12 protein-coding genes are annotated in these 14494 nt (G+C 66.2%); all 12 read left to right on the plus strand.

Features of this window, described 5'->3' with window-relative positions:
* The first annotated feature begins 58 nt into the window (after positions 1–58).
* Positions 59–1465 (plus strand): tRNA (N6-isopentenyl adenosine(37)-C2)-methylthiotransferase MiaB, encoded by a 1407-nt coding sequence (miaB, locus tag G342_RS23435; RefSeq protein WP_018182264.1) that lies wholly within the window; start codon positions 59–61, stop codon positions 1463–1465.
* Positions 1466–1515: 50 nt separating this feature from the next.
* Positions 1516–2544 (plus strand): PhoH family protein, encoded by a 1029-nt coding sequence (locus G342_RS23440; RefSeq protein ID WP_018182265.1) that lies wholly within the window; start codon positions 1516–1518, stop codon positions 2542–2544.
* A complete protein-coding gene (gene ybeY, locus G342_RS0106300; protein WP_018182266.1) occupies positions 2541–3038 on the plus strand; it encodes an rRNA maturation RNase YbeY in 498 nt (165 codons plus the stop codon). The genes G342_RS23440 and ybeY overlap by 4 nt, the downstream gene beginning before the upstream one ends.
* Positions 3039–3152: 114 nt before the next feature.
* Positions 3153–4052: a hemolysin family protein gene (locus G342_RS0106305; RefSeq protein WP_018182267.1), complete on the plus strand. Its 900-nt coding sequence runs from the start codon at positions 3153–3155 to the stop codon at positions 4050–4052.
* A gap of 168 nt (positions 4053–4220) precedes the next feature.
* Complete coding sequence (gene lnt / locus G342_RS23445) at positions 4221–5858, plus strand: apolipoprotein N-acyltransferase (RefSeq protein ID WP_018182268.1); 1638 nt, start codon at positions 4221–4223, stop codon at positions 5856–5858.
* A 149-nt stretch (positions 5859–6007) separates the two neighbouring features.
* A complete protein-coding gene (locus G342_RS0106315; protein ID WP_026304181.1) occupies positions 6008–6421 on the plus strand; it encodes a helix-turn-helix domain-containing protein in 414 nt (137 codons plus the stop codon).
* Positions 6422–6590: 169 nt separating this feature from the next.
* Positions 6591–7781: a methionine adenosyltransferase gene (gene metK / locus G342_RS0106320; RefSeq protein ID WP_018182270.1), complete on the plus strand. Its 1191-nt coding sequence runs from the start codon at positions 6591–6593 to the stop codon at positions 7779–7781.
* Complete coding sequence (gene trmB / locus G342_RS0106325; protein WP_018182271.1) at positions 7778–8476, plus strand: tRNA (guanosine(46)-N7)-methyltransferase TrmB; 699 nt, start codon at positions 7778–7780, stop codon at positions 8474–8476. Before metK ends, trmB begins: the two co-directional genes overlap by 4 nt.
* A gap of 215 nt (positions 8477–8691) precedes the next feature.
* Positions 8692–9300, plus strand: coding sequence for a ribosome maturation factor RimP (gene rimP, locus G342_RS0106330; RefSeq protein WP_018182272.1), 609 nt, complete (start codon positions 8692–8694; stop codon positions 9298–9300).
* Positions 9301–9342: 42 nt separating this feature from the next.
* Positions 9343–10944 carry a transcription termination factor NusA gene (gene nusA, locus G342_RS0106335; RefSeq protein ID WP_018182273.1) on the plus strand — a complete coding sequence of 534 codons (1602 nt, stop codon included), beginning with the start codon at positions 9343–9345 and terminating at the stop codon, positions 10942–10944.
* A 26-nt stretch (positions 10945–10970) separates the two neighbouring features.
* Positions 10971–11678 (plus strand): RNA-binding protein, encoded by a 708-nt coding sequence (locus G342_RS23450; protein ID WP_018182274.1) that lies wholly within the window; start codon positions 10971–10973, stop codon positions 11676–11678.
* The gene (gene infB, locus G342_RS0106345; protein ID WP_018182275.1) at positions 11675–14374 is read left to right on the plus strand and encodes a translation initiation factor IF-2; all 2700 of its coding nucleotides are present in this window, start codon (positions 11675–11677) and stop codon (positions 14372–14374) included. The genes G342_RS23450 and infB overlap by 4 nt, the downstream gene beginning before the upstream one ends.
* Positions 14375–14494 lie beyond the last annotated feature (120 nt).

The following is a 14494-nucleotide window of genomic DNA, read 5'->3' on the forward strand; positions in this document are numbered from 1 at the left end:
AGGTTCCGTCGCGGGCGATCATGCCAGAGCCAAACCGTGGCGGTAGATAACCGGATCAATGACCGGAACCCAGGAAAAGAAGCGCGTCTTCATCAAGACCTATGGCTGCCAGATGAACGTCTACGATTCCGATCGTATGACCGACGCGCTGGCCAGCGATGGCTACGAAGCGACCGACAGCGTCGACAACGCCGACCTCGTCCTCCTCAATACCTGTCATATCCGCGAGAAGGCGGCCGAGAAGGTGTATTCCGAGCTCGGGCGCCTGCGCGTGATGAAGGAAGAGGCGGCGCGCAACGGCCGTCGCGTCACGATCGGCGTCGCCGGCTGCGTCGCCCAGGCGGAAGGCCAGGAGATCGCGCGTCGGGCGCCGGCGGTCGATCTCGTCGTCGGGCCGCAATCGTACCAGCACCTGCCGCAGCTCTTGCGCGACGTCGCCGGCGGCAAGCGGGCGATCGAGACCGAATTCGCCATCGCCGAGAAGTTCGACCGCCTGCCGGCCGCCTCGAAGGAGCGGACGCGGGCGCGCGGCGTCACGGCGTTCCTGACCATCCAGGAAGGCTGCGACAAGTTCTGCACCTTCTGCGTGGTTCCCTATACGCGCGGCGCCGAGGTGTCGCGCCCGGTCGCCAAGATCGTCGAGGAAGCGGAGCGGCTGGCCGATGCCGGCGTCCGCGAGGTGACGCTGCTCGGCCAGAACGTTAACGCCTGGCACGGCGTCGGCACCGACGGCCGCGAATGGGGCCTTGGCGAACTGCTGTTCCGCCTCGCCGAGATCCCGGGCCTCGACCGGCTGCGCTACACGACCAGCCATCCGCGCGACATGGAATCGAGCCTGATCGCGGCGCATCGCGACCTGCCGGCGCTGATGCCCTATCTGCATCTGCCCGTGCAGGCCGGTTCCGACCGGATCCTCGCGGCGATGAACCGCAAGCATAAGGCGGACGACTATCTCCGCCTCGTCGACCGCATTCGCGACGCCCGCACCGACATCGCCCTCTCCTCCGACTTCATCGTCGGCTTCCCGGGCGAGACCGATGCCGATTTCGAGGCGACGATGCGGCTGGTCGAGACGGTCGGCTATGCGGCCGCCTATTCGTTCAAATACAGCCCGCGCCCCGGCACGCCCGCCGCCGGCCATGACGACCACGTCGAAGAGGCGGTGATGTCGGAACGGCTGCAGCGCCTGCAGGCGCTGATCCTCGACCAGCAGACGGCGTTCAACCGGTCCAAGGTCGGCGAGACGCTGGATATTCTGTTCGAGAAGCCCGGCCGGCTTCCCGGCCAGCTCATGGGCCGTTCACCCTTCCTGCAGGCCGTGCTGGTCGACGGTCCCGCCGACCGCATCGGCACGATCGGCCGAGTCACCATCGACAGCCTCGGCTCGAATTCGCTGTTCGGCACGCTGGCCGAGTCCGTTCCAACGTCGACAAGGGAAAGCCATTTCGTGGAGGTCCTTTCGTGAATGCACGCTCCCACACGCCGCCCGGGCAGCCGGCTGGCCGAGGCGCCGACATGGCGCATGCCTCCGATCTCGCCCATGTGGTGATCGCCTTCGACGACAATCGGTTGGCGAGCGAGTTGCTGGGCCAGTTCGACCAGAACCTCGCCATCATCGAGCAGAAGCTCGGCGTCGAGGCGGTGGCGCGTGGCAACCAGGTGACGATCCGCGGCCGCCCCGATGCCTGCGCGCAGGCGCGGCTGGCGCTCGACCTGCTCTATGTCCGCCTGCAGCAGGGGCATGAGGTCGGCCCGGCCGATGTCGAGGGCGCCATCCGCATGGCGATCGCCGACGACGAACAGCTCTCCCTGCCGAGCCTGGAGCCGAAGGGCCGGCTCGCCATGGCGCAGATCTCGACCCGCCGCCGCACCGTGATGGCGCGCAACCCGGCCCAGGACGCCTATATCCGCGCCATGGACCGGGCCGAGCTGGTGTTCGGCATGGGCCCGGCCGGCACCGGCAAGACCTATCTCGCCGTCGCCTATGCCGCGGCGCTGATCGAACGCGGCGACGTCTCGCGCCTGATCCTGTCGCGTCCCGCCGTCGAGGCGGGCGAGCGGCTCGGCTTCCTGCCCGGCGACATGAAGGAGAAGGTCGACCCCTATCTCCGTCCGCTCTACGACGCGCTCTACGACATGATGCCGCCCGACAAGGTCGAGCGCGGCCTCACCTCCGGCATGATCGAAGTCGCCCCGCTCGCCTTCATGCGCGGCAGGACGCTGGCCAATGCCGTCGTCATCCTTGACGAGGCGCAGAACACCACCTCGATGCAGATGAAGATGTTCCTGACCCGGCTGGGCGAGGGATCCCGCATGATTGTCACCGGCGATCCGACCCAGGTCGATCTGCCGCCGGGCCAGATCTCGGGCCTTGCCGAGGCGAGCGACCTGTTGCGCGACGTGCCGGGCATCGTCCAGATCAAGTTCACGGATGTCGACGTGGTGCGTCATCCGCTGGTCGGCCGCATCGTCCGGGCCTATGATCGGGCGCCGCCCCGGCCGACCCAGCCGGCGCGCCTCCCGCGCGCGGGAGGACCGGCATGAGCGGCGATACCCTGCCGATCGCCATCGATCTGCTGGTCGAGGCCGGAGACTGGCCGGACGAGGACGGCCTGGCGCGCGTCGTGGCGCAGGCCGTCGAGGCGAGCTTCGCCGTCGGCCGGCTGCCGGCCGTCAAGGGCTCGGAATTGTCGGTCGTCTTCACCGATGACGAGCATGTGCGCCAGCTCAATGCCGACTATCGCGACAAGGACAAGCCAACCAATGTGCTGTCCTTCCCGGGCAGCCCGCCGGACTCCAAACTGTTCGGACCGCTGCTCGGCGACATCGTCGTTGCACGTGAAACAGTGGTCGCCGAAGCTGCCGAGCAGGGGCTGGCGTTCGAGGACCATCTGACCCATCTGGTGGTGCACGGGTTGCTTCACCTCTTCGGGCATGATCATCTGGAGGATGACGAGGCGGAACGCATGGAGTCTCTCGAGACGGAAATCCTGGCACGCCTTGGCATCGCCGACCCCTATGCCGAACCGGCACTGTGATGGCGGCGACCGCGAAACCACTGAAAACGACGGACGATGAGTGATACTGAGACGCCCGGTTCGAGCGCTGAATCGAACCCTGAACCTCCGAGTAGTCAGACCTCCGCGCCGGAGTTGCGCGAGGTCGAACGTGCGCCGGAAAGCTGGCTGGATCGCATCCGCCAGGCCGTGGGCCTCAAGGTCGCCGGCTCCCTCCGCGATGACATAGAGGACGCGCTGGACGCTGGTGAGGAGGATGACACCTTCTCGGCCGGGGAACGGCGCATGCTGCGCAACATCCTCAAGCTGCGCGAGGTCCGCGTCGACGACGTGATGATCCCGCGCGCCGATATCCTCGCCCTCGACGTCGACAAGACGATCGGCGAGGCGCTGGCCGCCTTCCGCGATTCCGGCCATTCGCGCATGCCGGTCTATCGCGAGACGCTCGATGATCCGATCGGCATGGTCCATATCAAGGACCTGATGGACTACATGATGACGGTGGCGACCACCGCGAGCGGTCTCGATCTCAGCCGGGTCGATCTCGATGTCGGCCTGTCGCAGACATCGGTCGTCCGCGAGGTCCTGTTCGTGCCGCCTTCCATGCATGCGACGACGCTGCTGTCGACCATGCAGGCGAAGCGGGTGCAGATGGCCGTCGTCATCGACGAATATGGCGGCACCGACGGGCTCGTCTCGCTCGAGGATGTTGTCGAGATCGTCTTCGGCGATATCGAGGACGAGCATGACGACGAAGCGCCGATGATTACGCAGGAGCCGGACGGGGCCTATCTCGCCGACGCCCGCGCCGATCTCGATGACCTCGAGCAGGTGCTCGGCACAAGGCTGGATCTCGGCTCCGAGCATGACGATGTCGACACGCTGGGTGGCCTGGTCTTCACGCTTCTCGGCCGCATTCCCTCGACCGGCGAACGGATCGACGTGCCGGGCGGGCTGGAATTCGAGATCCTTGAGTCCGATCCGCGCCGGGTCAAGCGCCTGCGCATCCGCCGGGCGGACGCCGCGGCGGCTTGACCGCCGCCCCGGTCTCCCGCATCCCTCTAGCGTGTTTTCCAAGCGAGGTGGGGGTCCGGTTCGCGGGCGGAAGACGCGACCCAGCAAGGCGTCGGAGCCGCTGCCGTTTCGGTGAAACGGCGAGAGGCTCCTGTCGCGCCGCTTCGTTGATTGGCGATCCGGGAGGCCATGGCTCTTCGCGCTAACATTCCGGCCGCGCCGGCCGTTGACCCGCTTCGGTTCCTGACCTCGGGCTGGTCGCGTCAGTTGACGGCGATCGCGGCCGGTGCGCTGTCGGCGCTGGCCTTGCCGCCGCTCGGCTGGTTTCCCGTCCTCTGGCTGACGCTGCCCGTCTTCGTCCTGCTGATGGACGGGGCCACCAGCCGCGCCGGCGCCTCGTGGCGGGCGCGGGCCTGGCCCGGCTTCGTGACCGGCTGGAGCTTCGGCTTCGGCTATTTCGTCGGCGGCCTCTGGTGGATCGGCGCCGCCTTTCTCGTCGACGCCGCCGCCTTCGCCTGGCTGATGCCGCTGGCCGTGCTGGCCCTGCCGGCCGGGCTGGCGCTGTTCTGGGGCGTCGGCGCCGGCGTGGCGCGCCTGTTCTGGCGGCCAGGCTGGTCGCGCATCGTCATCCTCGCCGTGCTGCTCAGCCTCGCCGAATATGGCCGGGGCCACCTGTTCACCGGCTTTCCGTGGAACGCCTTCGGCTACACGCTGATGCCGGTGCCGCTGATGATGCAGGTGGCGTCGCTGGTCGGCGTCTGGGGCGTGACGCTGCTGGCTTTTCTCGTCTTCGCGGCGCCCGTGCTGCTGCTCGGTTGGGCCAACGGCAACCGTTTCGCCGATCGTTGCGCCTTCGCCGTGCTGGCGGCCCTGTTCCTCGCCGATCTCGGTTTTGGCGCCTGGCGTCTCGCCACGGCGGCGCCGGCGATGGTCCCCGGCGTGCGGCTTCGCCTCGTCCAGCCGGTGATCGCGCAGGACGAGAAATGGGCCTCGGGCCGGGACGACGAGATCCTCGGGCGCTATCTGAGCCTGAGCGCCACCGGCATGCAGGAAGGCGAGCCGGCGCCCTTCACCCATCTGATCTGGCCGGAGACAGCCTTCCCGTTCCTGCTCGCGGAAAAGCCGAACGCGCTGGCGACGATCGGTGCTCTGTTACCGGAAGGCACGACACTGATCACCGGAGCCGCGCGGGCCGAGGCGGGCCCGGGCGAGGACGACGAGGTGCGGGTCTTCAACAGCCTGCAGATGATTGATTCCAGCGGCGCGATTCGCGCCAGCTACGACAAGGTTCACCTGGTTCCTTTTGGGGAATACCTGCCGTTCGAAGGCCTGTTTCGTCGCATCGGCCTCCGCCAGATGGTGGCCTTGCCCGGGGGCTTCGACGCCGGCAGCCGGGCAGTGACGCTGGGCGTGCCGGGAGCGCCATCCTTTGGTTCCCTGATATGTTATGAGATCATCTTCCCCGGCGCGGCTATTGATGTCGAAAATCGGCCCGGCTGGCTGGTCAATGTGACCAATGACGGCTGGTTCGGCGACACGCCGGGCCCTTGGCAGCACCTTCATCAGGCCGCCGTCCGTGCCGTAGAGGAAGGCTTGCCCGTCGCAAGAGCAGCCAACTCTGGAATATCAGCAATCATAGATCCTTATGGCAACCTTATCGCAACGCTCGGTGTCGGGTCGTTTGGCGTCTTGGATGGCCCGCTGCCGAGTGCGCTGTCAGCAACCATTTATTCAAATTATCGTGACCACCTCTATTTCGCCTTGATCATACTGGCATGGGTTGTGGGTTCTACTGGCAGTTTCACCCGGACTAAACAGCCCAATTGACACGCTGAAGGTGTAGTTGCATTTTGCGGGCAGGGCGGGGCTTGTGTAATCGGCGGTAGTCGCCGGAAGTGAGTGCAGGCACGCGGACTTGTCAGAGCATCGCTCTTTCCGGTCTGGGATGTGTTGCATGGGTCTAGGAGAAGAAGCCCTTGATGGCTAACAAGAAGCAGCCCAATCCCGTTGATACGCATGTGGGTGGGCGAGTTCGGCTCCGCCGCATGATGCAGGGGATGAGCCAGGAAAAGCTGGGGGAGAGCCTTGGCATCACCTTCCAGCAGATCCAGAAATACGAGAAGGGCACCAACCGCATCGGCGCGAGCCGGCTGCAGCATATCGCCCAGGTTTTGGAAGTTCCCGTTTCCTTCTTTTTCGAGGACGCGCCCGGCTCCTCGAACGACAGTGGCTTTGCCGAGTCGCGCCCCGCTGCCTTCGTGACCGATTTTCTCACCAGCACCGAGGGCCTGCAGCTGAACAAGGCCTTCATCCGGATCAAGGATCCCAAGGTTCGCCGTCGCATCGTCGAGCTGGTACGCGCCGTCGCCGGCGACGAAGCGGAAGATTGAGCCGCTTTTCGCGCCAATCGAGCCCGAGACGAAAGTTTATTCCCAGAACTCGCTGTTCGGCGCCGTCATGCCCATTGCGGCTTGACCCACGGAACGTACTGGCTAAAAAAGCTAATTAGTTTCGCCGGGGCACCCTGCTCCGGCCATTTTCTGCGCGGGGTCCGTTTCGGTGTCGAGAACGTCTTACCTGTTCACGAGTGAGTCAGTTTCCGAAGGGCATCCCGATAAGGTCTGTGACCGTATCTCCGACGAGATCGTCGATGCCTTCTTCCGCATCGGGCCGGAGCAGGGCTGGGATCCCAGCCATCTCCGCGTCGCCTGCGAAACCCTGGCCACCACCAATCGCGTGGTGATCGCCGGCGAGACCCGCGGTCCGGCGGTGATCACGCGCGATCTGGTGTCCCATGTCGCCCGTCTGGCGATCAAGGACATCGGCTATGAGCAGGATGGCTTCCATTGGGAGACGGCCAAGGTCGACGTGCACCTGCATGCGCAGTCGGTCGACATTGCCGTCGGCGTCGATTCCGCCGGCAACAAGGATGAAGGCGCCGGCGACCAGGGCATCATGTTCGGTTACGCCTGCTCGGAAACGCCGGAACTGATGCCGGCGCCGATCTTCTACGCGCACCGCATCCTGAAGCGTCTCTCCGAGGCGCGCCGCTCCGGCGAGACGCATGCGCTCGGCCCCGACGCCAAGAGCCAGGTCACCGTCCGCTACGAGAACGGCCAGCCCGTCGAAGTCACGCAGATCGTGCTCTCGACCCAGCATCTCGACGAGAATCTGAGCTCGAACGACGTCCGCTCGATCGTCGAGCCCTATATCCGCGAATCCCTGCCGCAGGGCTGGATCGGCGACAAGACGATCTGGCACGTCAATCCGACCGGCAAGTTCGTCATCGGCGGTCCCGACGGCGACGCCGGCCTGACCGGCCGCAAGATCATCGTCGACACCTATGGCGGCGCGGCCCCGCATGGCGGCGGTGCCTTCTCCGGCAAGGATCCGACCAAGGTCGATCGTTCCGCCGCCTATGCCGCCCGCTATCTGGCCAAGAACGTCGTCGCCGCCGGCGCTGCCGAACGCTGCACGATCCAGCTCTCCTACGCCATCGGCGTGTCGCAGCCGCTGTCGATCTATGTCGACCTGCACGGTACCGGCAAGGTCGAGGAAGCGCGCGTCGAGAAGGTCCTGGCCGAGGTCATGGACCTGTCGCCGCGCGGCATCCGCGAACATCTCCAGCTCAACCGGCCGATCTATGCCCGCACCGCCGCCTATGGCCATTTCGGCCGGGCGCCGGAAGAGGATGGCGGCTTCTCCTGGGAGCGGACCGACCTCGTGGAAACGATCCGCAAATCGCTGTGACCACTCCGGACCACGCGTTCAGGCGCGATTCCTTCTATGGCCGGCGCAAGGGGCACAATCTCCGCGCCGGTCAGGCCGAAACCCTCGCCGATGTGCTTGCCCATCTCCGCGTCGACCTCTCCCGACCGGCGCCGCCGGCGCTGGCGGAACTGTTCGAGGCCGATGTCGGTGACGTCGTGCTCGAGATCGGCTTCGGCGGCGGCGAGCATCTCGTCCATCGGGCGACCACCGAGCCGACCGTCGGTCGCATCGGGGTCGAGCCCTTCGTCAACGGCATGGCCAAGGCCGCGTCGGCGATCGCCGCCGGCGGCCTGACCAATGTCCGGCTGTTCGATCGGGACGCTGCCGAGCTGCTCGACTGGCTGCCGCCGGCGAGCCTCGCGGCGATCGACCTGCTCTATCCCGATCCGTGGCCGAAGTTCAGGCACTGGAAGCGCCGCTTCGTCTCCGAGAAGAACCTCACCCGCTTTGCGCGCGTGCTGCGGCCCGGGGGCCAGTTCCGCTTCGCCTCCGACATCGAATCCTATGTCGAGTGGACGCTCCTGCATGTCCGCGACCACGAGGAATTCCGCTGGACGGCGCGCGACGCCGACGATTGGCGCCAGCCCTGGGCCGGATGGCCGGGAACGCGCTACGAGCAGAAGGCGTTCCGCGAAGGCCGCCAGGGCACCTACCTGACCTTCGAGCGGCGCTGAGGCCCATCGCGACGGCCGCCGGCGGATCCGATCCGTCGGCCGACCGCCGGCTCGCATCGCCCGCGATCGGCGGCCAAGCCGCTTTTGCTTGCATTCCAGCGCTTCTGGGCCTATACGCCTCTCATCATCTCAAACGATCGGTTCGTAAGAGAGAGTGGACCTCCGGGCCCGCTCCGGTCGAACGCACCCTACGAGATCAGGCACGGAGTATCCATTTGGCGGACATTGCCCCGGAAAACGAAGCCCGCATCGTCACGGAGACGGGGCTCGACGCCCATGTCGCGGCGATCGTCGAGCCCATCATCGAAGGGCTTGGCTACCGCTTGGTGCGCGTCAAGATTTCCAGCCGCAATGGCCAGACGGTGCAGGTCATGGCCGAACGGCCGGACGGCTCGATGACGGTCGAGGACTGCGGCGCGATCAGCCGCAACATCTCGCCCGCCCTCGACGTCGAGGATCCGGTCGCTGCCGCCTACCATCTGGAAGTGTCCTCGCCCGGTATCGACCGGCCGCTGGTTCGCCGTTCGGATTTCGCCCGCTGGGCCGGCCACACCGTCAAGATCGAGCTGGGCGCGCCCGTCGAGGGCCGCAAGCGCTATCGTGGCGTGCTGCTCGGTCTCGACGGGGACGCGACGGGGCTGAAGCTCGAGGATGCGCCGGAAGGCGCACCCGACCGGGTTCTGCTGCCGCTCGATACCATCACCGATGCCAGGCTGGTCATGACCGATGCCCTGGTCGCCGAGACGCTGCGCGAGGCCAAGCGCCTCCAGCGCGTCGAAGGCGTGGACGACAATGACTTAACGGATGAGACCAGCGACGCGTGATCGCGGCGCCGGCAACCAGTTCAGGTTAACGGAGACAGGACGATGGCAGTCAGCGCCAACCGCCTCGAACTTCTGCAGATCGCCGACGCGGTCGCCCGCGAGAAGGTAATCGATCGGCAGATCGTGATCGCGGCTATGGAAGATGCGATCCAGAAGGCGGCCCGTTCGCGCTACGGTTCGGAAACCGACGTGCGCGCCGAGATCAACCCGAAGACGGGCGAGATCCGGCTGCAGCGCCTGCTCCAGGTCGTCGATACCGTCGAGAACCCCGCCGTCGAGATTTCGCTCGAGCTGGCGACGGACCAGAATCCGGCCGCCCGCGTCGGCGACTATATCGCCGAAGCCTTGCCGCCGATGGATTTCGGCCGCATCGCGGCGCAGTCGGCCAAGCAGGTCATCGTGCAGAAGGTCCGCGAGGCCGAGCGCGATCGCCAGTTCGACGAGTTCAAGGATCGTATCGGCGAAATCATCAACGGCTCGGTCAAGCGCGTCGAATACGGCAATGTGATCGTCGATCTCGGCCGGGGCGAAGGTATCGTCCGCCGCGACGAGATGATCCCGCGCGAGGCGTTCCGCTATGGCGATCGCATCCGCGCCTATGTCTACGACGTCCGCCGCGAGCAGCGCGGGCCGCAGATCTTCCTGTCGCGTACCCATCCGCAGTTCATGGCCAAGCTGTTTGCCCAGGAAGTGCCGGAGATCTACGACGGCATCATCGAGGTGAAGTCGGTCGCCCGCGATCCGGGTTCACGCGCCAAGATGGCCGTGATCTCGCGCGACAGCTCGATCGATCCGGTCGGCGCCTGCGTCGGTATGCGCGGCTCTCGTGTCCAGGCGGTCGTCAACGAGCTCCAGGGCGAGAAGATCGACATCATTCCGTGGTCGCAGGACGCCGCCACCTTCATCGTCAACGCGCTGCAGCCGGCGGAAGTCGCCAAGGTCGTGCTCGACGAAGAGGCCGCGCGTATTGAAGTTGTCGTCCCGGATGACCAACTATCCCTGGCGATCGGCCGTCGCGGACAGAATGTCCGCCTCGCCTCGCAGCTCACGGGTTGGGATATCGACATCCTGACCGAGCAGGAAGAATCCGAGCGCCGCCAGAAGGAATTCCAGGAGCGGTCGTCTCTGTTCAACACGGCGCTGGATGCCGACGAAGTCGTCGGCCAGCTGCTTGCCTCCGAAGGTTTCGCCTCGCTCGAGGAAATCGCTTTCGTCGAGCCCGAGGAACTGGCTTCGATCGAAGGCTTCGACGACGAGACGGCCGCCGAGCTGCAGCAGCGCGCCCGCGACTATCTCGACAAGCTCGAGGCCGAGCATGACGAAGAGCGCAAGACGCTCGGCGTCACCGATGAGCTCAAGGAAATTCCGGGCCTCACCAGCTCCATGTTGGTCGCGCTCGGCAAGGACGGCGTCAAGACGATTGAGGACTTTGCCGGCTATGTGCCGGACGACCTGGTCGGCTGGGCGGAGCGGAACGAAGGCGAGACGACCCGTCATGGCGGTGTCCTCGACGGCTTCAGCCTGACCCGCAGCGACGCCGAGAACATGATCATGACGGCCCGCGTCAAGGCGGGCTGGATTACAGAAGAGGAAGCTGCGGCTGAGCAGGAAGCAAGCGCCGAGGGCGAAGAGGCTGAGGCCTGAGAGCACTCTGACCGCGGAGAAACGATTTGCCGCGTAAGAGCGAACCCACGACACGCAGCTGCATCGTCTCGCGTGAGACGATGCCGTCCGAGCAACTGATCCGATTTGTGCTCGACCCGGAGGGTCGGGTCGTCCCCGATCTCCGGCACCGGCTGCCGGGCCGCGGCGTCTGGGTTACGGCCCGCGCCGAGATGGTGGCCCTGGCGGAGAAGAAGCGGCTCTTCAGCCGCGGCTTCAAGGAAGAGGTCAAGGTTGAACCGGACCTCGCCGGACGAGTTGAGAAGCTGATGGAGGATTCGGCCTTGCAGGCTGTCTCCTTCGCAAGGAAGGCCGGTGAAATCGTCACCGGCTTCGCCAAGGTCGAGACGGCCATCGCGCGAGACGCGGTGGTTGGCATCGTCCAGGCGCAAGAGGCCGGCGACGATGGCCGGCAGAAGATCGACGCGGCCTTGAAACGCCGTTTTGGCAGGGCTGGTGCCGTTCCGGTGATCCGTATCTTTCGATCGGAGCAATTGGATTTGGCATTGGGCCGGTCAAATGTGATACATGCTGCTCTGCTCGCGGGCCGGGCGAGCGAAAATGTGATAGAGCGTGTCGCCGCGCTCGCCTGTTTTCTGGGTGAAGACGGGCTCGTTGCTATTGGCGATGACGTTGGCGCGATCGACGCGCCGCAAGTGCGTGAACCGAACGTGTCGGCAATGGCCGAAGACCCCGCAGGACAGAAGACCGAATGAACGATACGAACAATAGCGGCGACAAGGATCTTGGCGGCGCGAAGAAGACACTGAGCCTCAAGGGCCGCGATCCGGAGCGCGGAACCGTGCGCCAGAGCTTTTCGCATGGCCGGACCAACACCGTTGTCGTCGAGAAGAAGAAGCGGGTTCTGATGCATGGCAAGGGCGAGCCGGCTGCTGCCGCTCCCGTAGCCCCGCGTCCGTCGCCGGCTCCTTCGCCGACCTCGTCGGTCAAGCCCATCCAGTCCTCGGCGCCGTCGCGCCAGGGACCGGCTGCGCCGGTCCAGTCGCCGCGTCCGCAGGGTGGACGCTCCGGCATGGTCCTGCGTCAGCTCTCGACCGATGAGCTCGATGCCCGCGCCAAGGCGCTCGCCGATGCCCGCGTCCGCGATGCGGAAGAGCGTCGTCAGGCCGAGATCGACGCGATCCGTCGCGCCGAAGAGGAAGTCCGTCTCGCCAAGGAGCGGGAAGAGGCTGCCAAGCGTCAGGCCGAGGAAGATGCTCGTCGGGCCGCCGAGGCCGCGCTTCGCGAAAAGACCGAGGACACGGCCCGCCGTCGTCTCGGCGCCAACGAGGCTCCGGCCGCGCGGCAGCCCGCCGCTGCCCAGCCGGCCGGCCGCAACGCTCCGGCTCCGACGCAGCGCGATCCGAACGCGACCGAGAAGCCGGTCCAGCGCACCTCCGCTCCGGGCGCCCGCCCGGCCGGCCGCGGCGCCGACGAGGAGGATCGCTCCGGCGGCCTCCGTCCTTCGACCGCCAAGCGTCCGAAGGCCGTCGATCCGAAGCCGGTCAAGAAGGAAGAAGGCAAGCCGCGTGGCCGCCTGACGCTTTCCAACGCGCTGAACGATTCCGAGCGGGAACGGTCGCTGGCCTCGGTTCGCCGTCGCCGCGAGCGCGAACGCAACCGTCACATGTCGCAGGGTCCGCGCGAGAAGGTTTCTCGCGAGGTCACCGTGCCCGAGACGATCACCATCGGCGATCTGGCGAACCGCATGTCGGAACGCGCCGTCGACGTGATCAAGCTGCTGATGAAGCAGGGCCAGTTGCTCAAGGCCACGGACGTGATCGATGCCGACATGGCGCAGATCATTGCCGAGGACATGGGCCACACGGTTCGCCGCGTCGCCGAGTCGGACGTCGAGGAAGGCCTGTTCGATACGCCGGATACGGAAGGCGATCTCGTGTCGCGTCCGCCGGTCGTCACGATCATGGGCCATGTCGACCATGGCAAGACGTCGTTGCTCGATGCGATCCGCAAGACCAATGTGCAGACGGGCGAAGCCGGTGGCATCACCCAGCATATCGGCGCCTACCAGGTCGAGCAGAACGGCCAGAAGATCACCTTCATCGACACGCCCGGTCACGCCGCCTTCACGGCGATGCGTTCCCGTGGCGCCAAGTCGACGGATATCGTGATCCTGGTCGTGGCCGCCGACGACGGCGTGATGCCGCAGACGATCGAGGCGATCAACCATGCTCGCGCCGCTGGGGTGCCGATCATCGTGGCGATCAACAAGATCGACAAGCCGTCGGCTGACCCGACCCGGGTCCGGACGGAACTGCTGCAGCACGAGGTGTTCGTCGAGTCGATGGGCGGCGAGACGCTGGACGTCGAGGTTTCCGCCAAGACGGGCGCCAATCTCGACAAGCTGCTCGAGACGATCCTGCTGCAGTCGGAAGTGCTCGACCTCAAGGCCGATCCCAACCGCGATGCGGAAGGCACGGTCATTGAAGCCAAGCTCGACAAGGGCCGCGGCCCGGTCGCGACCGTCCTCGTCCAGCGCGGTACGCTGCGTCCGGGCGACATCGTCGTCGCCGGTTCGGAGTGGGGCCGTGTCCGCGCCCTTCTCGACGATCGCGGCACCGCGATGACCGAGGCACAGCCGTCGACACCGGTCGAGGTCCTGGGCTTCCAGGGCGCGCCGGCCGCCGGTGACCGCTTCGCGGTTGTCGAGACGGAAGCCCGTGCCCGTGAAATCGCGGACTATCGCGCCCGTCAGAAGCGCGAGAAGGCAGTGGCCCGTCAGACGACGGCTCGCGGCTCGCTCGCCGAAATGATGAACCAGCGTCAGAGCGCTGGCCTCAAGGAATTCCCGCTCGTCATCAAGGGTGACGTGCAGGGTTCGGTCGAGGCCATCGCCGGCGCGCTGGAGGCACTTGGCACCGACGAGGTCCAGGCTCGCATCATCCTGTCGGGTGTCGGCGGCGTCACGGAATCCGATGTCACCCTCGCGGCGACGTCGAACGCGGCGATCATCGGCTTCAACGTCCGCGCCAACAAGCAGGCGCGCGACGTGTCCGAGCGCGAAGGCATCGAGATCCGCTACTACAACATCATCTACGACCTCGTGGATGACGTGAAGGCGGCGATGTCCGGACTGCTGACGCCGGAGCGGCGCGAGACGATGCTCGGCAATGCCGAGATCCTCGAGGTGTTCAACATCTCGAAGGTCGGCAAGGTCGCGGGTTGCCGCGTCACCGACGGCACGGTCGAGCGCGGCGCCAATGTCCGCCTCATCCGCGACAACGTCGTCATTCACGACGGCAAGCTGTCGACGCTCAAGCGCTTCAAGGACGAAGTCAAGGAAGTGCCGGCGGGCCAGGAATGCGGTATGGCCTTCGAGAAGTACGAAGACATGCGCGCTGGCGACGTCATCGAGTGCTACCGCGTCGAGGAAATCAAGCGTTCGCTCTAAGGAGCGGGCGTCTCGAAATCGAAGTCGTGGTGACGAACGCGGCCGTTCCGGTCGCGTTCGTCCCGTTTCCGATGGTTCGGCCGGGCGGATGCCGCGGCTTGAGGCGGGCAGCGCGAGAGC

The sequence above is a fragment of the Kaistia granuli DSM 23481 genome (assembly GCF_000380505.1).
GTDB lineage: Bacteria > Pseudomonadota > Alphaproteobacteria > Rhizobiales > Kaistiaceae > Kaistia > Kaistia granuli.

What these genes read in the sequence shown, in the direction of transcription:
- miaB (WP_018182264.1), top strand. Translation starts at nt 59, where the DNA reads ATGACCGGAACCCAGGAAAAGAAGCGCGTCTTCATCAAGACCTATGGC.
- G342_RS23440 (WP_018182265.1), top strand. Translation starts at nt 1,516, where the DNA reads ATGGCGCATGCCTCCGATCTCGCCCATGTGGTGATCGCCTTCGACGAC.
- ybeY (WP_018182266.1), top strand. Translation starts at nt 2,541, where the DNA reads ATGAGCGGCGATACCCTGCCGATCGCCATCGATCTGCTGGTCGAGGCC.
- lnt (WP_018182268.1), top strand. Translation starts at nt 4,221, where the DNA reads ATGGCTCTTCGCGCTAACATTCCGGCCGCGCCGGCCGTTGACCCGCTT.
- nusA (WP_018182273.1), top strand. Translation starts at nt 9,343, where the DNA reads ATGGCAGTCAGCGCCAACCGCCTCGAACTTCTGCAGATCGCCGACGCG.
- infB (WP_018182275.1), top strand. Translation starts at nt 11,675, where the DNA reads ATGAACGATACGAACAATAGCGGCGACAAGGATCTTGGCGGCGCGAAG.